Origin of the sequence: Alkaliphilus pronyensis (assembly GCF_009017275.1) — a bacterium.
GTDB lineage: Bacteria > Bacillota > Clostridia > Peptostreptococcales > Natronincolaceae > Alkaliphilus_C > Alkaliphilus_C pronyensis.
In genome coordinates this window covers 1-22,399 of record NZ_WBZC01000063.1, presented here as the reverse complement: position 1 = coordinate 22,399, position 22,399 = coordinate 1, and the positions used below count along the sequence as shown (strand labels likewise).

Genomic DNA, 22,399 nt, shown 5'->3' with positions numbered 1-22,399 from the left:
GTCAGTTAACTGACTCTTTTTTTGTATCACCAACAGCAGTTCTATTGAGTTCATAGAAAGTGAAACTGTAACATATTAGCAACTTCAAATTTCTTTATAATAAACATTTTGATTAGATGATAATTCCTTCTGCTTTAAGAAATATCTATTAATTGATATTTGCTGAACAAGCTGGAATATATTGCTTATTCCCCAATATAAAGTTAACCCCGCTGGAAAGCTTCTACCCCACCAAAAAATCATAATAGGCATAAAATACTTGGTAATAATAGTAGTTGAGTTCTGCTGGCTATTAGTGTCTGTTGATGCAGTAATGCTTGTTAAATAGGTTGTGAAGCCTGCTATTAAAGGCAATATCCATGGATCTGCTTCAGATAAATTAGCTATCCATAAGAAACCAGCCTGTATTACCTCTTGAGAAAAGCCGTAATCTATAGGATTCCTCAATACTGTAAACAGGGCTATAATTATTGGCAATTGTATAATCAAAGGTAGGCATCCTCCAGAGAGGCTTACATTATGCTTTTTATAAAGCTCAGCTACTTTAATGTTTAATTTTTCTTGATCATTCTTGTATTTTTCTTGAAGCGCCTTAAGCTCTGGATTAATCTCCTGTATTCTTCTCATGGATTTTGTCTGCTTCAAGGTTAAAGGAATCATTGCTAGTTTTACAATTACTGTAAATATAATGATTGAAAAACCATAATTTCCTACAATATCAAATATTATCTTTAGAAGAGCCCCTAACGGCTTTACCAAAATATCCAAAATTAAAACCTCCATGTATTAGTTTTACAATAGTCCACCTTCTTTACTAGCTTTAGTAACCGATGAAAGTATCCTTTTTAATATTTTTTTTCTTAATTCCTTTATCCTTTAAGATAGCTTCCATAGAATTAATCATTGCCTTTGATCCAACAATAAAGTATTCAGCTTCATTACCATGTTTATCAATAAAGCCTTCTATTTTCTCACTTAAGCTTTCCCGTTTATTTAGATAATTGACTTTTATTAAAGATTCCTTAGCTGCTTTGTCAAAGTCCTCTCTGTATATAAACTCATCTCGACTGTCCATGTAAAGCAGCTCTACATCTTTGGAAAGCTCAGCAGGGCTAGTTATAAGGTTTCTAATTAACGCTCTATAGGGAGTTATACCTATACCCCCTGCAATAAATAAAAGAGGATTGTTTTTTTCAGTATAGAAGGATCCTATGGGGCCCCTCATAGACATTTTCATGCCTGGTTTAAGATTTAGTATAGCTTCTTTAAACTCACTTGGCTTTTCACTGATTTTCATTGATATTTTAATGTGTCCCTCAGATGGAATTGAGGCTATACTAAAAGCTCGTGTAGCTTTATTTATCTTTTTATGGCTTATTGTGAATACACCATGTTGTCCTGCCTTCCATTTTATTTGCTTTTCCGTTTCAAATATAAAGGTATAGATATCCCCTACCTCTTTGTGCTTTTCCTTCAAGTAAATATCATGCTTCTTAAATATTGGTAATATATCCTTTAACAAAATCATAATTTACTCATCCCCTTTTATAATTACTTTTTTATTTTAATACCATCGACTTTAAACCAATAAACAATTATTTTTAAAATACCTATACTCCTTAACTTATTAGTCCATCCCTTCTAAAGAAAGGCATCTATGTTGTCTCGTGCAAAGTCATAAAAAGTACGGGGTTTTCTACCAGTTAATTCATAAAAGCCATTAGTTACCTTTTTAGCAGTACCCATTCTAGTCATAAAATATAGAGCTACAGTTACATTTACATAATTTTTATCTAATCCTCTTTTATTAATGTAGTAGCTTCTATACCTTAAAAAGCTTGGCTTTTTATACACAATTTTTTTGCCAGTAACACTACTTAGTATATTGGCCACCTCATAATAATCCAAGGCCTCAGGTCCAGTTATAGTATGGGCTGTATTCTTATACTTTTCAGGCTGGTGTAATAGGGCTGCTATTGCAAGGCCAATATCTGCAGCATCAATAAAGCTTGTTTTGCTATTACCAGCTGGAATAAATATTTCATTCTTCTCTTTAATTTCCACTGAATGTATTCCAGATAGATTTTGCATAAAGAAGCCAGGTCTAATGTGGGCATATGGAATGCCTAGTTTTTCAATATACTTCTCAATTTTATGATGGGGTGGAATAGGATTTTTTTCAACTCCCATTAAAGATAAAAAGGACACTAATTCTATAGAATGTGACTTCATAGAATCTACGAAGGGATATATATCCTCTGGCTTTCCAAGATGTGGAGGTCTCATTAAAAATACACGATTTACTCCTTTTAAGGCATTGTCAAAGGTTTTTTCATCCTCAAAGTCAAACTTAACTACTTCAACCCTATTTTCAAATATATCTTTTAATTTTTCAACATTAGTTCCTGCTGCAACTACACTCTCCCCCATATTAATTAGCGCTTCAACTACATATCTTCCTACATTACCGGATGCTCCAGTTATAAGTATCTTCATTGTTTTTTTACCTCCTTTAATATGTCATTTGCACTTTTCAATAAATTAAGAAATACAGTAAAGTCCTCTACTCCCATCTTATCCTTAAGCAGCTCTATAATCTTAAAGTAATCATCATGGGTTGAAGCCACAAGCCTTTGCCCCTTGTCAGTAATGCTGACGATATAGCTTCTTCCATCAGTGGGAGATGGTACCTTTGTTAAATAATTCTTTTTAGTCAAGCCATTAATCATTGTGGTTACTGAGGGTTTAGCAATTTGAAAGAAATTGCTTATCATTAATGGAGTAACTGGTTCAACTTGCTTCTGAACATAAATTAACACACCCATCTCACTGGATCTAATGGGCAGGCCTTTTTTTACATACATTTGCAATCTACAAAACATAGCTATTTCTTCCGCTGCTAACATGATGTTTTCTTGCATTATATATTCTCCTTTGTTTGTAATTAGTTAGTTAGTATAACTAACTATATTGTACACATTTATTCAACTGTTGTCAATACCTTTATTTATGCTTTAATATACACATTTGAAATCAGACTATAATTATGCTATTAATTGTTAATATTTTATCAATATTCTGTAAAAAGAATGATAATTTTACAAATAAATCTCTTTGCTTATAGTGTTTTCTTAAGTATTAATGCAATTTATATAGAAATATTTAGATAAACATAGCTTATTTGACTCTATTGGTTTTGATATTTTTTTAACAATATTGTATGATTACTTGGTAAAAGCTATAGCTTTAAAGTCATATGTCTATACTCTATCAATTAGGCTTTCTAGCAAGAAATACAGAACATTAGTAACGCAGCTGATAAAGGCCTTTGAGGATATTAGACAAAACAAAAAAACTTCAGGGAGGGTATTAAATGGATATTATGGCAATTGTAAATCAAATTAATAGTATTTTATGGGGTCCTGTTATGCTTTTTCTATTGGTAGGAACAGGTGTTATTTTTACCTATAAGTTAAGGTTTATACAAATAAGAAAGCTTAAAATCGCTTGGGATCAAACCTTTGGTGGTCTTTTTAAGAAAAGTGATAAAGCAGATGCAGATGGAATGTCATCCTTCCAGGCCTTAACTACAGCCATAGCTGCCCAGGTAGGTACTGGTAATTTAGCTGGGGTTGCTACTGCAGTAGCTATGGGGGGACCTGGTGCTATTTTCTGGATGTGGATAAGTGGCTTCTTTGGCATGGGAACCATTTTTGCCGAGGCGGTTTTAGCTCAGCTTCATACCGAAAGGGTTGATGGTGAAATTACTGGTGGACCAGCCTATTACATAAAAAAAGGCTTAGGAAGTAAGTTTTTAGCAGGCTTCTTTGCAGTTTCCATCATACTGGCTTTAGGATTTATGGGGAACATGGTTCAATCCAGCTCTATCGCTGAATCTGTATTGGTTGCATTCAATATACCCAAAATTGTTACTGGATTCATTGTTGCTTTATTGGTTGGTTTAATTGTTATGGGGGGTATTGGAAGAATCGCTTCCTTTACTGAAAGGGTTGTACCAATTATGGCTGCTTTTTATATACTAGGGTCATTAATCATTGTTTTGATGAATTATGATATGATTTTACCTTCTTTAAGAATGATTGTTGTGGGAGCCTTTAATCCAATGGCTGCAACTGGGGGAATAATTGGGGCATCTATTAAAGAAGCCTTCCGTTATGGTATAGCCAGGGGATTATTCTCCAACGAAGCAGGTATGGGCTCTACTCCACATGCCCATGCGGTTGCAAAGGTTAAACACCCAGCTGAGCAGGGACTAGTTGCCATCATGGGAGTAGTAATTGATACAGGTATTGTATGTACTTTAACTGCATTAGTTATATTAAATACGGGAGCCTTTTCCTCTGGACTGTTTGGAGCACAGTTAACTCAAGAAGGATTTATTAGAGGGTTTGGTGGCTTTGGAAGTACCTTTGTAGCAATTTGCTTGTTCTTCTTTGCTCTATCAACTATAATCGGTTGGTATTACTTTGGAGAGTCTAACATTAAGTTTCTCTTCGGTAAAAAGGGAATTAATTGGTATAGAATTATTGTTTTAGTTTGCATTGTAGTAGGAACCACCATGAGTGCTGAAATAGTTTGGGAGCTTGCCGATACCTTCAACGGACTTATGGTTATACCTAACTTAGTTGCATTACTGGGACTAGCCTCCTTTGTTGTTAAGGTTGTTAACGATTACGAGGAAAACTTTACTAAAGATAAGCCTTCAACCTATCAGAATAGCTAAATATATTAAACAAAAAAATACAATACTACAAAGGTCAGGATTGTCATCCTGACCTTTGCAATAAAATTTAATCAGTTGTTTTTGCGTAATTAATATCTGTAGCTCCTTGAGGTGCTTTAATATAGAAGGTTAATATAGCTCCACATAGACTCAATACTCCTGAAATAATATAGCTTAATGCATAGGCTCCTGTTTCATCTCTAACTATTCCACCTATTAGAGGGCCGAATACCCCACCTATCCCCCAGGCTGTTATAACCAATCCGTAATTCACACCAAAATTCTTTAATCCATAATAGTCAGCTGTTACAGATGGGAAAATGGTAAGCATTCCTCCAAAGGTAAAGCCTACAACTGCAATACCTATCATTAAGGTAGTCGGTGCGTTTAAGCTTGGGAATAATGCATAAGCTATAACCTGAAGTAAGAACATTAAGAACAATGTCTTCATACGACCAAGCTTATCAGATATTATTCCACAGCCTATTCGCCCAGAAAAATTAAAGAGGGCATATATGCCTATAAGCATATAAGAATTTTTCATGTTAGCCTGCTCTAAACCAATTTTGGCTAATTGTCCAATAATTAAAAGTCCCGCAAAGGTTCCAAAGCAAAACATAGTCCAAAGCAAATAAAATTGCTTAGTTTTAATTACCTCTCTCCAGCTATAGTCAATTTTACTATCATTAGAGGACTTCTCCTTTGGTAAGGAATTACTATCCTGTAAATCTGCTGGTACATAGTCCTTGGGGGGATTTTTTATTAACTGGGCAAGTAGCATGATTAATACGAAAAAACCTCCTCCTAGTATAAAAAAGGTTGTTCTTAAATCAAATGTAGAAAGAAGCTTTGTAGTTAAAGGGGCAATATAAACTGGTGCTAAACCAAAGCCACTTACAACTATACCTGATATAACTCCCCTTTTTTTAGGACTAAACCACTTTACAGCAGCAGGTGTTGGAGCAGCATAGCCTATACCCATTCCAGCACCAAAAACTATACCATAGAAAACCGTTAAACCAGTAATGGTCAAGAATAGACCTGAAAATATAAAGCCAATGCCTGCTAATACAGCAGAGGCCATAATAACAGGTCTCGGCCCAAGCTTATCCTGTAGTCTTCCGCCAGGAACCATAGAAAGAGCAAAAAGGGCACAGGCAACCATGTAGGGTATTTGGGTGGTGGTAGCCTTCCAGCCCAACTGATCAATTAAGGCAGCTGAAATAACCCCCCATGCATATAATACACCTAGCATTAAATTCACACCTAAACCAGCCATTGTTACTATCCAACCACGATTAAAACTCTTGGTCATGAACTCACCTCTAATCATTTTTTTAACTTCTTATTTTAATATCATAACATAAGAATGACTAGAAGCAATATAGTTTTTTGACATCAACTTGCCACAGTTATGATTATGTCAGCAGTTGCTGTTCCTTGGCTGACTATTATGGTATAAATTGCATAGAAAAAGCCCATAAGTAGAGGGCTTTATAACTAATCTACTAAAATATCAAACTTTAAATAGCTTGTCTAGTTTTTTCTATTAATTTGTATTCCATATTACCTAAACCAATTTTTTCTGCATGCTTTAAGGATATCCTACCATTGTCAAAAAGCTTTTCTCCACTACTTTCTTGAACTATATCTAAGCATGCTGTGTCTAATGCCACTGGGTCCCTTGAAGCAAGTATGCCTATGTTGTCAGTAATTGGTTCCATTGGTTTACCCATACAATCACAATCCTTAGTAATGTTATGAAGAAAGCTGATATATATATTGTCCTTGTCTTTTGCTGCTCCGTAGGCATATTCTGATAGCTTCTCGAGAAAATTTGATCCACCCCACGAGTTTCTTATAGCTCCCTTTGGGCAAATTGCTATACATCCAGCACATCCAATACATTTTTTCTCATCTATAACAGCAGTATCAGTTCTAAAAATTGCATCAAAGTCACATTTCCCTACGCAAAGTCCGCAACCACTACATCTTTCAGCACTTATAACAGGAGATATATCTGAATGCTGTTCTAGCTTTCCTCCCCGTGCCGCAAAGCCCATTGCCAATTGCTTAAGGGCTCCACCAAAGCCAGCTTGAACATGTCCCTTGAAATGACTCATAACAATAAACTTAGAATATTTTTTAAACCCTCTACCAATTTTACATTTTTGTATGTATTCTTTATCTATCACTACCTCATGGTATTCTGTACCAATTTCTCCGTCGGCTATAACTATTGGTATTTGTGTAAAGCCATGTCTTATGGCTGTTTCAATATGGCTTTGTGAGGTGGTTCTTGCTCCCCTATACAATACATTTGTTTCGATGTATACAGGTGAAACATTATTTTCCTTTAAATAATTTATAGTTTCATCATAGCATACTGCAGGAATAAAGGTAGTATTACCCTTTTCACCAAAATGGACTTTTATAGGTACTTCCCCTTCAAGGCTATATCCAGTTTCTGATACTATTACTTTTAATAGTTGTAAAGCATCCTTTCCTAATTCGGCATAGTTTGCAGACGAATTTTTAATAAAATATACCTCACTCATTATAAATCTCTCCTTATTTACTCTAATTGTATTGCCGCAGTATCTCCTTAGCTTGCCCCCAACTAAAAAACTAAGCTCCAATTACCTTCAAGCTTGGCGACACTTAACTCCCCCTTTAGAATAGGGAGTGTTAGTGGCGCTGTTGAGATAAACAACTTATAGGTATGTTATGTCCTTAATGATTTTAACTTTTTGACTGGAGGTACCTAGACCCTTTTCTAGAAAGTCAATATAATACTCTAAATACTGATTTATTATCCCTATATTACTAGAATCTAAGCTAATGCCTGAGCTTAAGAGAAACTCTGTAAAGCAAGTGGTCTGATAAGACATTAAGCTACAAATAAAATCCTCTGGCAAATTTTCTCTTATTTTATTATTATAAATACTGTTTTTTATTACTTCCTTCAGATGATCATCATCACTGTCTCCAAATAAATCCTTCACCTTTAGTTTGATTTTAGTATTAGGTTCATTTGCAACATTAATAAGGAACTTGCTGTGCTTTGGGTACTCTATTCCAAAGTCTATAGAAGCTTTTATCCTCCTTTTAATTATTTGAAAAATTGATGTAGTATTATTATTTACAACCTCTTCTTCCCTTTGCTGAGAAAGCTTCTCCTTCATATTTTTTGATTCCTTTATTAATTCTATATACAGAGCCTCTTTATTTCTAAAATAATAATAAAAGGTCCCTTTACTGGTACTGGAGTTTTCTATAATAGAGTTTATAGATGCAGCATCATAATAATAGCTGCTAAACTCCTCTATTGCTGTATTTATAATATCTTCCCTCTTAGACAATTTTCTTTCCCTCCTCCTATGTTTAGACCTTTAAGTCTGGACTATATGGTTTAATTCTAATATAGTGGCTTTTAAATGTCAATGTACAGTACCAAATTGTTCTAACTGTTCAGCTTCTATATCATTAATATTTGCTTTAACTACACATATCTCAGCGGCGTTACTAATACTCCCGTTTCTTAAGCAGGAAATAAGTGCCGCCAAGCTAGAAAGTAAGCGGAGCTATAGTTCAGGTGGAGTAAAACCTCCATCTGAACTAAGTTTTCTTTATAGCTAAGGTAAATTATTTACTATATAGCTCATAGAATTGCTAAAACTGGTTACTCTACATTAAGAGGTGATTGGTTTGCGAATAATTAAAAAAAAATCAAGAAGGCGAAATTCTAAGCCTCAAGATGAGGAAATATCTATAAAGACAGATGGTGAAATTTCATCCCATAACTTAATGAACACTCTAGGGTTAAGCAAGGATGTTATATTCACAAGTGTAGACATTGGTGAAAAGAATAATGTTTCCCTAACAATAGTATATATTGAGGGGTTAATAGATAAAAAAATATTAAATAATGATATTTTAAAACCACTGCTTCATGACTCTATTATTGCTGTGGCAAATAGTGAAGAGGATATTATAAAGCATATAGAAAAGGGCAATATATATTGCTCTTACCCTAAAACTACAGGAAAAATTGAGGAATGTCTAAATTATATCATCAGTGGAAGTGTTGCATTAATATTTGATAATAAAAGAATTGCCATTACTTTTGATATTGAGAATTATGATAAAAGAGCCATTACAGAGCCAACTGGTGAGAATGTTGTTAAGGGATCTAAGGATGCATTTGTAGAAACCCTAAAGGTAAATACCGCAATTATACGTAGAAAGATAAAAACACCTAAACTTGTTATTGAGGAAACCGTAGTAGGCAAGCAAACCCTCACAACAATTGCAATAGTATATATCGACGGTATTACCAACAGACATATTGTAGATGAAATAAAGAAAAGACTGGATAGCATTGATATTGACGAGGTTTTAGCTACGGGATTCATTGAAGAGTTTATTATAGATAATAATTACTCTCTATTTCCACAGGTTATATGTACTGAAAGATCAGATAAGCTGTGTTCCCATATCGTTTCTGGTAGAGTCGGATTGCTTATAGACGGCTTACCTGTAACCTGTGCTATACCTGGAACCCTTAATATGTTTTTACACGCACAGGAAGATTACTCTCAAAATTTTTGGGTAAGCTCTTCTAAACGTCTACTTCGATACGTACTCCTTGTATTAACCTTATTACTACCTGCATTTTATGTTGCAATAACTGCTTTTCATCAAGAGATGCTTCCGATTGAATTGGCAATAGCTATTGAAGTTTCAAAGGAGGGGGTACCTATTCCTACCTTTATTGAAATACTAGTAATGCTAATTGCCTTTGAGGTGTTGGTTGAAGCAGGTATACGGCTACCTAGAAGTATTGGACAGACAGTATCTATAGTTGGTGCTTTAATAGTAGGAGAAGCGGCAGTTAACGCAAAGCTCATTTCCCCAGTGGTGGTGATTGTTATAGCAGCAACAGCTATATCAGGCTTTGCAATGCCAGACCAGGATTTAAGTAATGCCTTGAGGATTTGGAGGTTAATTCTAACTGTTTTTGCAAGTATTATAGGTTTATTTGGAGTTAGTATAGGAGTCCTTTTACTGCTGTTTCACTTGGCAAAGCTCGAGAGCTTTGGAGTTCCCTACCTTTCCCCCTTCGTTGCACAGGAGGGTAAGCAGATGGAGGATTCAATAGTAAGATTACCACTTAAATATTTTCAAAAGCGTTCAATTTCCTTACAAGCAACCAATAAGAAAAGACAAGGCTAGGGGGAAGATGCATGAAAAGACTTATGATATTATGTAGCATTATATTGCTAGTTGGCTTATTTAATGGATGTAAAAATCCTATTGATGGCCGTTCAGAGATAGATAAAATAATGTTTGTGACTGTTTTTGGAATTGATAGCATCGCAAGCGATAATGATAGTGTTAAAATCACCCTTACCTCTCCCATGGTTACCCAGGCACAGGAAGAAGGGAGCCAGGGAAATACTGACTTTCATGTAATAACTTCACAGGGAAAATCGGTATTTGAAGCAATTAGAAATACTCTCTTTTTCACAGATAAAAGAGTTTTCTTAGGTCATGTTGGCTATATAATTATTGGGGAGGATGCAGCTAAAAAGGATATTGCAAATCTATTGGACTTCTTCACCCGTGACCATGAAATTAGATTAAACTCTGAAGTATTAGTGGTGAAAGGGCAAACTGCTGAAGAGTTAATAAAGTCAATGAGGGGGGATAAGGAGCTGCTTTTTGAGCAATTGGAGAATATACAAGCTAATATAGCTGGGGTATCTAAGTCAGGAAGGGTGGAGCTTATTGAATTAATGAAATCTATTGATAATGTTTGGTCAGTCCACTACATTCCCTATATTACATGTGATATGAATACCTCCTATCCTGAGTTAAGGTCAGAGGGAAAAAATATTTACCTAGAGGGCTACGGTATTTTCAAGGATGCAAGGCTTTATGGCTATATTATGAATGATTTAGCAAGAGGATTAAACTGGACAATAAATGAAGTAGAGTCAGGATATATACATACGAAAACTGAGGAAGGCAGTAACATTACAATGGAGATTATAAATTCCCATGCAGAAATACTCCCCTATTTAGATAATGAAGACTTAAGTGTCACTATAAAGGTTAGAATGACCACCAATATTGTTGAAATAGACAGTGGGGAAGATGTTTTTAATGAAAAAAAACTTACCTTCCTCGAAAATCAGCAGAGTCAGATTGTAAGGTCTGAAATTAACTCAATTATTGACTATGCCCAAACAGCAAAGGCTGACATTTTTGACGTAGGTAATGCTATACATCATAAGTACCCAATAAAATGGAAAAGCATAGAGGGTGAATGGGAACAGCTGTTTCCTAGTATTCCCTTTAACATTATAGTTGAGTCTAGTATTAGTAGAACCTATAATATTACAAAACCAAGTAAGTATAGAAGGAGATAAGTAAATGTTAATTACATTCATTCTATTAGTTTTAGTAGTAAGTTGCTTTGAAATTTTAAGTTTGGTAAAAAGAAAACTTAAAAAGGAGCTTGTTGCTTTTTGTTGCTTTTCTATCATTATATTAGCCTTTGGTTACTTTTATCTTAGCAATCCTTTTAGAAGTAGCCTTTCATATATTATTTTATCATTTTTTAACCTAGTTTAAAGGAGAAGAATACCATGCTTTCAGACAAAAAAAAGATATCTACCAGACAAATGATAATAATATTTATTGTTATGGTTTATTCTCCTGCCATAAGGGTTATTCCAGCTTATACTTCAGAGCAGGCCAAACAGGCAGCCTGGATTACTCCCCTTATAGCCTTCTTTGGTTTACTTATTATTTTTTATGGGCTACAAAAAACCTTTCAAAAATACAAGGATGCTTCTTTAATGGAGATTATATATGATATTATAGGCTCTTTTATTGGAAAAATTATTGTGTCAGCTTACATAGTATGGATTACATTATTAGCAGCCCTTTATGTCCGCTATTATAGCCAGAGAATCGTTACCTCCATCTTCCCAAATGTAGATATAAGGTTATTTATAATAGTGATGCTTGTTTTTGTAGCCTACACAAGTAGATATGGGGTGGTTGTTCTGGCACGAATGAATGAGATAATATTTACAATAATTGCAGCTCTTTTTGGAGTATTTGTATTATTTTTAAGTCCAAAGCTTGAAATTCAAAACCTTACCCCCATAAGCTATTTAGATATTATGCCCGTGCTAAAGGGAAGTCTTGTTATTATAGCTGTATGGGTGTATGCTATATTTCTTTTCATGCTATCGGATCAGATAAACGATAAGGAAAACATAAAAAAATTTGGTATTCAGTCCTCATTTTTTTTATTAGTTACCAATATTCTTATAATTGCTGTAACAGTTGGAACCCTTGGACATACAGTTAGTGCCAGAATGCCTTTACCCTTTCTTTCAGCTGTAAAGCAAATATCCTTTTTGGATACTCTTGAGAAAATCGAGTCCATTCTAGTAGTAACCTGGATAGCGTCGGATTTTACTTTAATCTCAATATTACTATATGTCATATTAAACATGGTGAAATCAGTATTTAATTTTCAAGATACCAAGCCCTTCATCAATGTTTTATGTCTGTTTTTGTTTATACTATCCCTTTATTTAACAGAAAGCAGCTTTGAGCTGGCAGAGTTTTCAACAAAAATAGCATTGCCAGTTAATCTTATACTTGGGCTTGCTATCCCTGTGCTGTTATTCATTACAGGCAAAGTCCGAAAAAAAATATAACACAAGTATAACACAAGTAACACAAGGGGACGGTTCTTCTGTGTCCTCGTATGAACACAAGGGGACGGTTCTTCTGTGTCCTCGTATGTGGACACAGAAGAAGAACGAAATCGCTAGCACGATGGCTTTATAGAATTAGTAAAAAACCCCAAAAAAATGCAAAGGTATGTATTCTGTGGTATTGTTCAATTTGTGAAAGAAAACAACCAAGGAAGGAACATACTTTTTTATGAATAATAGTATAGCATACTCACTAAGCAAATAAATATTTTTTTCATTACAGCTCGACCTCCTCCTATCTTTTTTTGTTGCCTACATATGTAAATAGCCACAATCAGAAAATTAGGGAAGGTACAATGGGACAGTTTCCCTGCCCCCATACTTGTATTTAAATTTTTAATGGACCAGTAAAAACCTACCTTAAGAATTCCTTTATATTGCCCTTAATGAAAAATCTTTCACTATTCCCATAAAACCCACCATGATTTAAGAAAAGTAGGCTAAAAAAGAATCATCTTTGATTGACACCTCTATAATAAAAAAGATAACATGTAAAAGTAAGGTGGGATGAATAATGAATAGATATTTTCAATATGGGCAAAAAGAAATTGAATATTTAAAGAAGAAGGATAAAAAACTTTCAGCTGCTATTGATAGAATTGGCATGATTAAGAGAGTTGTTATGCCTAACCCTTTTGAAGCATTGATTTTTAGTATAATTGGGCAGCAAATATCAAATAAGGCAGCAGAAACAGTATGGAATAGATTTTGTATTCTTGTTGGATCGGTTACACCTGAGAATATTTTAAAGATTAAAAAGGAGGCTATTCAAGAATGTGGTATGACAACCAGGAAGGCAGGGTATATCCTCGGTATTGCTGAGACTGCAATGGGCGGAGCAATTGAATTCCATAAGCTTCATTTACTTCCTGATAAAGATATAATAAAAATATTATCCTGCCTTAATGGAGTTGGAATTTGGACAGCAGAGATGCTATTAATTCACTCCCTAAATAGGTTAGATATAGTGAGCTATGGAGATTTGGCAATCCGTAGAGGTATGATGAAACTGTATGACTTAAAGGATCTTTCCAAGGAGCAATTCGAAATATATAGAACAAGATATTCCCCCTATGGCTCTGTGGCATCCCTCTATTTATGGGAATTGTCAGTAGAGTAGATAACAAGGAGCATCGCCTATTAACTTGCATTTGATTGCTAAATAACACAGTAACACAAGGGGACGGTTCTTCTGTGTCCCCTTGTGTTACTCCCCTCGTGTATTCTATACTTGGTTTTTCTTCTGATTTGCTATATGTTTCCATGAAATATCTGGATGGTTATACCTTCCTAACTTTTTTTCATAATGTTTTACACCTATTGCCTGCTCAGGACAAAAGTTAAAGCATGCGTAACAATAATAACAGTTATTATGGCTCCAAACGGGTTTTTTTTCTACCATTACAACACGATAGGATGGACAAACTTTTTCACAAAATCCACATCCAGTACAGGTCTTATCTAATAGAAAACTAAGCTTAGGATTTGAGTATTCGTTTATTTTCCATGATAGTTTTATTAAATGATAAATTAAGCCACGAGACTTATCTTGTAATACTTTAATTGACTGAGTATCCTTTGATTTTATGGCTGAGATTATTGAAGGCACTTGTTTTTCAAACCTTTTTTTCATATCATTTATAGAGTCTTTATCAATGATTTTTTCCCAATTCAAGTTCATGAGCGGCTTTGGTGCGACTCCTTTAGGTGTGTTATTTATCATAGTAACTTCAAAGTATCCATTTAATTCTATTCCCATTTCCTTTACAGTATTTAAGAGGTAGCTTCCTGCCATACCTGGTATACCACCGTGAGTTGCAACTGCATAAAAATAGCAACCACTTCTAGGTTTAAGCTTACTTATAAATTGTCTTATAACTTTTGGTAAAGCGTTCATGTAGATAGGATATACCAACCCCACTGTTTCCGTCTCATCACTTATTTCTAATGTACCCTCCATGTCTAAACTCAAAACAGGAATAAGCTTAGTATCTCCAAGTCCCTCATATAAAGCCTGTGCAGCTGCCAGTGAGTTACCTGTACCAGAAAAATAATAAATTAAGTTTTTCGACATAGCTTTTCACCTCCATTAAATTTAATATATGTTATATAGTATTAGTATATCATGGCGTGTAATCATGTTAATTAAAATTTATGTTAATTCATACCATTTTTTATTATTTCAAAAAACTCTAGCCAAGTAAGGCTAGAGTTAAAACACAAGGGAAAACACAAGGGGACGGTTCTTCTGTGTTCTCGTACGAGGACACAGAAGAACCGTCCCCTTGTGTTGTTCTTGTGTTGTTTGTCCCCTTGTGTTGTTTACAGGTTATTGACTGCTAGTGTCTTTTTGTAGTAATTAGTATCGGTATTAATTTCCTCCTTTAATGGGTTCTTTTTATCCCTTGCTGCAATGTATACCATATATGCAAATACACCTACATTAAAGAGGAAAGAAACTATGCTAATTGTCATAAGTAGGCTTGGGTTGTATGTTGGGAAAACTTGAAAAAACGACGCCCCTTGAAAATCCACTGATAGTGAGAACATAGCATATAGAGATAATATTTGAGCCCTATGCTGTAGCCATGCACCTCTTTTGAAGAAAAACTCTGCAATAACTGCTGCCAGAAGAATTCCAAAGCCTGCATACATAGACCTAGTAGAAATACAATTATAAACATAGGCATAATTCCATAATGTATAGCCTATTATATACATCCAAGTCATGTCTGGCCATATCATATCCCTTGACTTATCCTTTGAAACTCTTATACCTCCAAAGCCAGTTAAAGTAAGGATACACAATATGCCTGCTATACCGTTCAAAATGTTCCAAGTACCTCCAAGCACCAGAACCCCCCCTGGGTCCACAGTTAAAGTTTTATAAGTGGCAAACACTTCAAACTCCCTATAAACTGCCTCAGCAATGTTTAATGATAATATCCCTAATGGAAATAATGCCGCAAACCGTTTTTGTCCCAGCTTAGTGAATCGTATTAGCATAAAGCCATATACACCAGCAAGAGCTGACACAACCTTAACCCACGCAAACCATGTCTTTCCTGCAGGTGAGCCCAGAACTCCCATATAAACACCTAGTGCTAATACAATGGGAAGTACGCAAAATGCCACCAATGATAAGACCTTAGATTTTCTTGTCACTTCGTTTAAAAACAGTAACGCAGCAACAAATACCACAAATGCCAAAAAGCTTGTAACAGTTAAACCCTCGTATAAAAAGCCCATAATAATTCCCCTTTCTTATTAATATTTATATTAAGTATACATACTTAATAAATCCAAAGGTAAAGATTTTTCTAGTAGGCTACAATTTCTTTAATGTTAAATTCTTGCCCAGAAATAAGCTTGAAATCCTGACCATCACATTTAGGACAGACCTTTCTATTGGAAATAATGTTATACACCTCTTGGCAAATATTGCATTCACCATTTGCAGGAAGGGAAATAATCTCAAGCTTTGTTTCCTTATAATCAGTTTCATCCACCGCTGCAGGGTAGCACTCCTCTATAAATCTAGGAATGGCCTGAGACAATTCTCCAATTTCCAGTACAATTTTATCCACCTTAGTTAGTTTATTTTCCTTAACAAAGCCATCTACAACTTTAATGACTTCAAACACAATTCCCAGTTCATGCATATAAGAATCCTCCTGCTCTTATAGGTAACTTCTTATCTTGTTTGTGTAAATGGATTAATTTTGTTTAGAGTTATTTTTACCTTTCTAGCAATAGCCTTTTTAATTACTGCTTTTGGTACATCATCTATATTATATCCTTTAACGTCGTAAACTCGATCTAGTCTAATTGCATCAAATTTACATTTTAATGTACAGGCCCCACAGCCAACACATAGGTAGTCATCTGTTTTTGTAGCTCCACAGCTAATACATCTTGCGGTTTCTTTTTGAACTTCCTCTTCTGTCAAGACTCCCCTTAAATCTTTGAAGGTGGTTTTTGAAACTTTACCCTCTACATGGTTAGTTCTTTGCCGTTCTGTTCCGTCGTAGTCAATTCTATCGTCAAGGTTGTTTTTGTCCAACATCACGTATGAATGGGTATCTCTTCCAAACACTAATGACTGTCCATTCTGCACAAATCTGTGAATTGATACTGCTGCTTCTTTTCCAGCTGCTATGGCATCAATAGCTAATCTTGGTCCACTGGCAACATCCCCTCCAGAAAAAATGTCTTTCTTGGATGTTTGTAGTGTTATTGGGTCTACTTCAATGGTATTTTTATTTGTAAGGCTTATATCTTCCCCCTTCAACAGACCTCCGTAATCGTAGGTTTGACCTACTGATAATAAAACATAGTCACATGGCACCGTTTCTTTGTGGTTGTCGTCAAACTTAGGGTTAAACCTTCCCTCTTCATCAAATATAGATATACATTTTCTAAACTCTATTGCTGTTACTTTTCCCTTTTGGGTAATTATTCTAGTTGGTCCCCAGCAGTTGTTGATTGTCACTTCTTCTTCTAGGGCTTCTGCTACTTCTTCTTTGTGGGCTGGCATATTCTCTCTTGCTTCTAGGCAGTATATTTCTGTTTCCTTTACCTTCTCTAGCCTTGCCGTGGTTCTAGCCACATCAATTGCAACATTACCCCCACCTATTACAACTACTTTACCTTGTATGGTTGTTTCATCTCCTAGGTTAAATTTTTTAAGGAAGTCTACTCCGTTTACCACTTCAGGTGCTTCTTCCCCTTCTATTCCAAGGTTTCTTCCTGCTTGTGCCCCTATGGCTATATAAAATGCCTTGTAACCTTTTTTCCTTAGCTCTTCAAGTGTAATATCTCTTCCAATTTCTATTCCTGTTTCAAATTTTACTCCCATCCCTTTAATTACATCTATTTCTGCTTCTAGCACATTCTTTTCTAGTCTATATGATGGTATACCTAAGGCAAGCATCCCCCCAAGCTTTTTCTCTTTTTCAAATACTGTAATATCATATCCATCTAGTGCAAGGTCATAAGCACATGTTAAGCCTGACGGACCCGAGCCAATAATAGCTATCTTTTTGTCACTATAGTTATGTCTTTTCTTAGGAATATATCTTGTAGATTTTTCAAGATCTTTTTCTGCGATGAACTTCTTAATATCGTCTATTGCTACGGCTTCGTCAAAGTCGCCACGGGTACAATCCTCTTCACATAGTCTAGGGCATATGCGACCACATACCGCCGGCAGCGGATTATGCTTTTTAATTAGCTCTAGCGCCTCATTATATTTTCCTTGAGAAGCAAGCTTTATATATCCCTGTACTGGTATGTGGGCTGGGCATTTTGTAATACAGGGTGCTGTTCCAGAATCTAATGTGTTTTTTCTATTTATTCTATAATTGCTGTTCCATTTGTCTTCTAACCATTCTGTGTTTCTCGGTGTAACCTTTGTAATTACCTGGTCTATTGGAGTTTTTGAACAGAGCTTTTGTCCTAATCTTAGGGCATTGGTAGGACAGACATCTACACATTCTCCACAGGCTACACATTTTTCTTCCTCTACTACTGATTTGTAATTTGATCTTACTATGTCGTTGTTTATAAATTCATTTGCTAATCTCATTGCATAGCATCCACATCCACAGCAATTACAGATTGCATGGGTGTGCCCTGGCTCATCAAGATTTGGTATTGAGTGCATTAGACCGTTATCCTCAGCTTTTCTCATTATTTCTAATGCCTCTTCCCTTGTGATTTCTCTACCTCTACCGGTTTTTATGTAATACTCTGCTGCGTGATCCAGCTGTATACACATTTCTTCCTTAAGGTGTCCACAGCCTTCTCCCATTGCTTCTCTTGAGGTTCTACAGGAACAATCTGATACTGAAAACACAGTTGCATCCCTTAAGTGCTTTGAAATCTCCTCATATGTAGCTCTTTTACTGTTGCCATCTATTGATCTTTCTATTGGTATTACCCTCATTGGCCCACTTCCTATAGGCATAATACCTGCTGCCATTGGACCTTTTTTACTACCTAAATAGTAGAATGCTTCAGCCACTTCTGGATGCTTTTCTACTATCTCTTTATTATTGTTTATTAGTTCCATATGTCCTGGTACAAATATATCTTGCCAGTACATATCTACGCCCTCTATAGTATTAACAAAGGCTAGACCTGCCCATGCCAAGTATTCTAATGTTTGTTTTACCTTTTCATAGGGTTCTCCTGCTGCTTCAGCAACCTCTTTTGCCGTCATTTTTTTTCTAAATTCCAAATACATGGCAGTTCGTGCTTGATAGGGGTTAAGGATGGGTTCTAGTGCATAATATTCTGGTCCGAATGGAATTGCTTCTCGACTTGATCCTGCCTTTGTTCTTCCTATTTTGTTGGCAAGGTCTAATATTTCTTGACGGTATTCTCTTCCATCTACGTCTCCCCATGTTAATGCAAAGTTAAATCTTTTAGATTTGTTAAAATTGGTTTTTTCTAAATTTTTACCCATTAGCTCCTCCCCTTTACTTGTTCTTTTATCCAATTAAGCCAAGCTTCTACACCTTCTCCAGTTTTAGAGGAGATCGGTATTATTTTTATGTCCTTGTTTAACTTAAGTACTCTTTCTTTTAGTCGTTCCATTTCAAAATCAAAATGCTCCATAACATCAATCTTGCTAACTATTAGCACGTCTACTTTTCCAAAAATTTTAGGATACTTTAAAGGCTTGTCGTCACCCTCTGGAACACTTAATACGGCAATGTTTTTCATTGCTCCTGTATCGTAGCCTACAGGACATATTAGGTTTCCAATATTCTCCAAAAACACAAGGTCTAAATCTTCAACTTCTAACTGGTCTATTCCAGCTCTAGTCATTGTTGCATCAAGATGACACAGACCACCTGTATGCATTTGAACAGCCCTTGCTCCAGCATTTTCTACTGCCTCTGCATCTACATCTGAGTCTACGTCTGCTTCAATTACCCCAATATTCATTTCATTCTTAAGAGCTTCAATAGTGGCTACCAGTGTTGATGTTTTTCCGCTTCCAGGTGATGACATTACATTAATTAGGTAGGTATTGTGGCTTTTTAGATATTCTCTAGTTTCATCTGCCACCTTTTTATTGTCCTCATTAATGTTCTTTTTGATTGTAAATACTTTAAACTCTCCCATATGCTCTCCTCCTTATGGATTAATCATTAAGGTTTTTAACTATATATTTTACTGCTGTTTCCGTAGGTTTTAGCATAATTATATCAAGTTGAATTTTTATCAACAACACCTTAGCTTTTAAGAAAACTAAAGTATTTTTACTTTAGCTTTGTGTTTACAGTTTAGGGATATAGACGAAATTCTTAATCCATTTAAAATATCCTTATTTTTTTACTATGATTGTAAACACTTTGATAAAGTAAATTTTTTTTAGCTTTTCACCTTATTGTGGAAAAAAGCTTTGTATGTTAAGATTTTAATAGGTGATAATTACATGGATAAAGATTTAAAATTTGCAATTATAACTGAAGGGCAAAGGCATGGGGTTACTTTGACCTGTAAAAAACATAATATATCAAGAACCCTATACTACCGTTGGCTAAAGAGATATAAGAGCTTCGGCATCAGTGGGCTTGACAATACCCAAAAAAACTTTACCCCTGTAAATAAAACAAAGGCTGAGATAGAGTTGACAATCTTAAGGCTTGTTAAAAGGCATCCCGATTATGGACCCAGACAAATAAAATACCTATTGGAGGAAATCGGTCATAACATAAGTGAATCTGCTGTCTACAATGTTATGAAAAGAAGTAATTTAACCACCAGATTTAAAAGGATTCGGTTTTCTAACAAAAGAGGAAAAAGAGACAATAACAACTATCCAGATTTTAATGAGTTAAAAAGCGGTGAGTGTTGGTTGTTTTGGACTACATACTACGGCTTCTTTGAAGGTATTGGCGACATTTATGAATACACAATTTTCGATTACGTTAGTAGAATTGCTTGTAGTAGGCTATACAGTAATCTTTCTATAGAAAATTTGGAGAATATTTTAACGGCAGTGGCAATTCCAGTTGCACAGAATTTAAGCATAGAAGTAAAGCACCTATGCTTTTTTCAGGATAGTAAAATTATACACAAAAAGACTGATTATTGTATAAGCTACATAGATGGCATTTTTAAAAACAGTGGATTTGATATTAGCGTTCATGTTTTAAAGGAGCAGGATAAATTGAGTAATGCTCCATTAGAAATTTTTAATAGACTTAGAGGTCTAAGAGAAGGATATACTGACGGCTGCTTGTCTTATCTAATGGCATTTACCCACAGTGCTGCTACCTTTAAGGAGCTTAAAACACATTTACAAAAGTACATTAGGGATTACAACATCAACTACATGTCAGATTACGGTGGTAGACTTTATTCACCTGTTGGCTATCATGTTAAACAGACAAATTCAGAGATGGTTTTACCACTTTGGGCGTATATTGAAAGAGAGTACTAAAGGCTATTACATAAGGATAGAGCTATCTTAGAAAGGATAATGTATAATGTTGATTCAATAATCATTATACAAGGTGTTTAAATGGGTTATGCAATAGTTGGAGCTGGTTTTAGTGGTATGCTTGCAGCTTACCTTCTTGAAAAAAGGGGTATAGACGTAACTGTGTATGAAAAACAGGAATATACTGGGGGACATTGTCGAACTATCGTAAATAAAGATCTTTACGTTGAATTGGGAACTGTTTTCTGTTTCTCAGAGCATATAAAGGAGCTTTTAATTGAACTGGATATTGAATATACCGAAAGGTTTACCTATAGAAACTTTTTAGATGCTAATTTTTCCAAGGTTGAACAGGTTTCAAGAGAGAAGGTAGCTTCCTTAATGGATGAGCTGAAGAGGCTAACAGCAATAATTGACTCTTGGTACCCCACAATAAAAGAAACTAACTACGGCTATATTGACAAGGGTTTAATGGTTTCCCTATATGACTTTTTTAAAGCTAATAACCTAAATACAATTATTGAAGTGGTTGGCCCCCATTTATCCTCCTTTGGCTTTGGAGATATAAAGGAAATCCCTGCCTATTATGGTCTTAATGTTTTTAATGTAGATACCATATATTATTTTATAAAGGGTAATAAGCTGCTATTTATAAATACGGGTTTTTCAGAAGTGATTTATAAACTAAGCAAAAACATCTCGGATATACGATATAATATCGAAGTTAAAAATATTCAGCATTTAGGGAATAAGGTTAAGGTTGAAACCGAATATGGCTATGATGTCTACGATAAGGTACTGGTTACCACCAAGCTTCCTAAGGATGTAATTAAGGATGGTCTATACAATCGGCTGATGATGAAAATTGATACAAACCCTTATATCACCTGTGCCTATGAGGTTGAAAACAAAAACCTTGTAACCACCTACTACAAAGCCCATCTAGGCCAAAGGGAGAAAATTCAGTTTTTCCATACCTTCAAGCAAAGTAATAAAACCATACTTGTGGCTTACTGCTATGGGTTAATAAGCAAACAGCTAATAAACAGTATTACTTATGATATTAAAGCCTCTGGAATTAAAATAAAGCATTTAATCACCCCTAAGCAATGGTTTATATTCCCTCACCTAAAGGCAGATAACTTAACTGAGAATTTTTATGTAGATATTAAAGAGCGACAAAAGGAAACCAATATATGCCTTATAGGATCTTTGGTTTCTAAGCCCTCAATTTCTAATTTGTACGTTTCAATAAAGGAATTTATAGATTTCCTCTAAAGGACATAACACAAGGGGACGGCAGACTGCGTAAAAACAAACTATAAAATAGCATATAAAAATGTCTATAAACGTTTAAATAATAAGGTTTGTATGATATAATTAAAGAAAAAAAGG

19 protein-coding genes are annotated in these 22,399 nt (G+C 35.0%); 7 read left to right on the top strand and 12 right to left on the bottom strand.

Annotated elements, in window-relative coordinates:
* Positions 1 to 84 precede the first annotated feature (84 nt).
* From F8154_RS13595 to F8154_RS13580, 4 genes are all read right to left on the bottom strand, one after another.
* Entirely contained in the window at positions 85 to 768 is a 684-nt protein-coding gene (locus tag F8154_RS13595; protein ID WP_151862170.1) for a YidC/Oxa1 family membrane protein insertase, read from the bottom strand.
* A gap of 52 nt (positions 769 to 820) precedes the next feature.
* Positions 821 to 1,528, bottom strand: a complete 708-nt coding sequence (locus F8154_RS13590; protein WP_151862169.1) for an FAD-dependent oxidoreductase — start codon at positions 1,526 to 1,528, stop codon at positions 821 to 823.
* A 113-nt stretch (positions 1,529 to 1,641) separates the two neighbouring features.
* Positions 1,642 to 2,496, bottom strand: coding sequence for an SDR family oxidoreductase (locus tag F8154_RS13585; protein ID WP_151862168.1), 855 nt, complete (start codon positions 2,494 to 2,496; stop codon positions 1,642 to 1,644).
* Positions 2,493 to 2,921: a MarR family winged helix-turn-helix transcriptional regulator gene (locus tag F8154_RS13580; RefSeq protein WP_151862167.1), complete on the bottom strand. Its 429-nt coding sequence runs from the start codon at positions 2,919 to 2,921 to the stop codon at positions 2,493 to 2,495. The genes F8154_RS13585 and F8154_RS13580 overlap by 4 nt, the downstream gene beginning before the upstream one ends.
* Before the next feature lie 452 nt (positions 2,922 to 3,373).
* Between F8154_RS13580 and F8154_RS13575 the strand changes: the two genes are divergently transcribed.
* Positions 3,374 to 4,744 carry an alanine/glycine:cation symporter family protein gene (locus F8154_RS13575; protein WP_151862166.1) on the top strand — a complete coding sequence of 457 codons (1,371 nt, stop codon included), beginning with the start codon at positions 3,374 to 3,376 and terminating at the stop codon, positions 4,742 to 4,744.
* 67 nt (positions 4,745 to 4,811) lie between these two features.
* Here F8154_RS13575 and F8154_RS13570 read toward each other — a convergent pair whose 3' ends face one another.
* The 3 genes from F8154_RS13570 to F8154_RS13560 all read right to left on the bottom strand — a co-directional run bounded on the left by F8154_RS13570 (position 4,812) and on the right by F8154_RS13560 (position 8,106).
* Positions 4,812 to 6,059, bottom strand: a complete 1,248-nt coding sequence (locus F8154_RS13570; protein WP_151862165.1) for an L-lactate MFS transporter — start codon at positions 6,057 to 6,059, stop codon at positions 4,812 to 4,814.
* A 208-nt stretch (positions 6,060 to 6,267) separates the two neighbouring features.
* Positions 6,268 to 7,302, bottom strand: coding sequence for a DUF362 domain-containing protein (locus tag F8154_RS13565; protein ID WP_151862164.1), 1,035 nt, complete (start codon positions 7,300 to 7,302; stop codon positions 6,268 to 6,270).
* 156 nt (positions 7,303 to 7,458) lie between these two features.
* Positions 7,459 to 8,106, bottom strand: a complete 648-nt coding sequence (locus F8154_RS13560; protein WP_151862163.1) for a TetR/AcrR family transcriptional regulator — start codon at positions 8,104 to 8,106, stop codon at positions 7,459 to 7,461.
* Positions 8,107 to 8,452: 346 nt separating this feature from the next.
* On the opposite strand from F8154_RS13560, the gene F8154_RS13555 reads away from it, so the two are divergent.
* From F8154_RS13555 to F8154_RS13540, 4 genes are all read left to right on the top strand, one after another.
* Positions 8,453 to 9,979 carry a spore germination protein gene (locus F8154_RS13555; RefSeq protein ID WP_151862162.1) on the top strand — a complete coding sequence of 509 codons (1,527 nt, stop codon included), beginning with the start codon at positions 8,453 to 8,455 and terminating at the stop codon, positions 9,977 to 9,979.
* Between the two features lie 11 nt (positions 9,980 to 9,990).
* Complete coding sequence (locus F8154_RS13550; protein WP_151862161.1) at positions 9,991 to 11,178, top strand: Ger(x)C family spore germination protein; 1,188 nt, start codon at positions 9,991 to 9,993, stop codon at positions 11,176 to 11,178.
* Positions 11,179 to 11,397: 219 nt separating this feature from the next.
* Complete coding sequence (locus F8154_RS13545) at positions 11,398 to 12,486, top strand: GerAB/ArcD/ProY family transporter (RefSeq protein WP_151862160.1); 1,089 nt, start codon at positions 11,398 to 11,400, stop codon at positions 12,484 to 12,486.
* 574 nt (positions 12,487 to 13,060) lie between these two features.
* Complete coding sequence (locus tag F8154_RS13540) at positions 13,061 to 13,666, top strand: DNA-3-methyladenine glycosylase family protein (protein ID WP_151862159.1); 606 nt, start codon at positions 13,061 to 13,063, stop codon at positions 13,664 to 13,666.
* Positions 13,667 to 13,771: 105 nt separating this feature from the next.
* Here the strand turns inward: F8154_RS13540 and F8154_RS13535 are convergent, their stop codons facing one another.
* The 5 genes from F8154_RS13535 to hypB all read right to left on the bottom strand — a co-directional run bounded on the left by F8154_RS13535 (position 13,772) and on the right by hypB (position 19,680).
* Positions 13,772 to 14,620 (bottom strand): EFR1 family ferrodoxin, encoded by an 849-nt coding sequence (locus F8154_RS13535; RefSeq protein WP_151862158.1) that lies wholly within the window; start codon positions 14,618 to 14,620, stop codon positions 13,772 to 13,774.
* A gap of 248 nt (positions 14,621 to 14,868) precedes the next feature.
* Positions 14,869 to 15,795, bottom strand: coding sequence for a DUF5692 family protein (locus F8154_RS13530; RefSeq protein ID WP_151862157.1), 927 nt, complete (start codon positions 15,793 to 15,795; stop codon positions 14,869 to 14,871).
* Between the two features lie 71 nt (positions 15,796 to 15,866).
* The gene (locus F8154_RS13525; protein WP_151862156.1) at positions 15,867 to 16,208 is read right to left on the bottom strand and encodes a hydrogenase maturation nickel metallochaperone HypA; all 342 of its coding nucleotides are present in this window, start codon (positions 16,206 to 16,208) and stop codon (positions 15,867 to 15,869) included.
* A gap of 32 nt (positions 16,209 to 16,240) precedes the next feature.
* Positions 16,241 to 19,048 (bottom strand): FAD-dependent oxidoreductase, encoded by a 2,808-nt coding sequence (locus F8154_RS13520; protein WP_243141261.1) that lies wholly within the window; start codon positions 19,046 to 19,048, stop codon positions 16,241 to 16,243.
* Complete coding sequence (gene hypB, locus F8154_RS13515; protein WP_151862154.1) at positions 19,015 to 19,680, bottom strand: hydrogenase nickel incorporation protein HypB; 666 nt, start codon at positions 19,678 to 19,680, stop codon at positions 19,015 to 19,017. The genes F8154_RS13520 and hypB overlap by 34 nt, the downstream gene beginning before the upstream one ends.
* Positions 19,681 to 19,993: 313 nt before the next feature.
* Between hypB and F8154_RS13510 the strand changes: the two genes are divergently transcribed.
* Together F8154_RS13510 and F8154_RS13505 are read left to right on the top strand one after the other, a co-directional pair.
* The gene (locus F8154_RS13510; RefSeq protein WP_151862153.1) at positions 19,994 to 21,004 is read left to right on the top strand and encodes a helix-turn-helix domain-containing protein; all 1,011 of its coding nucleotides are present in this window, start codon (positions 19,994 to 19,996) and stop codon (positions 21,002 to 21,004) included.
* Between the two features lie 81 nt (positions 21,005 to 21,085).
* The gene (locus tag F8154_RS13505; RefSeq protein WP_151862152.1) at positions 21,086 to 22,282 is read left to right on the top strand and encodes an FAD-dependent oxidoreductase; all 1,197 of its coding nucleotides are present in this window, start codon (positions 21,086 to 21,088) and stop codon (positions 22,280 to 22,282) included.
* Positions 22,283 to 22,399: the final 117 nt, after the last annotated feature.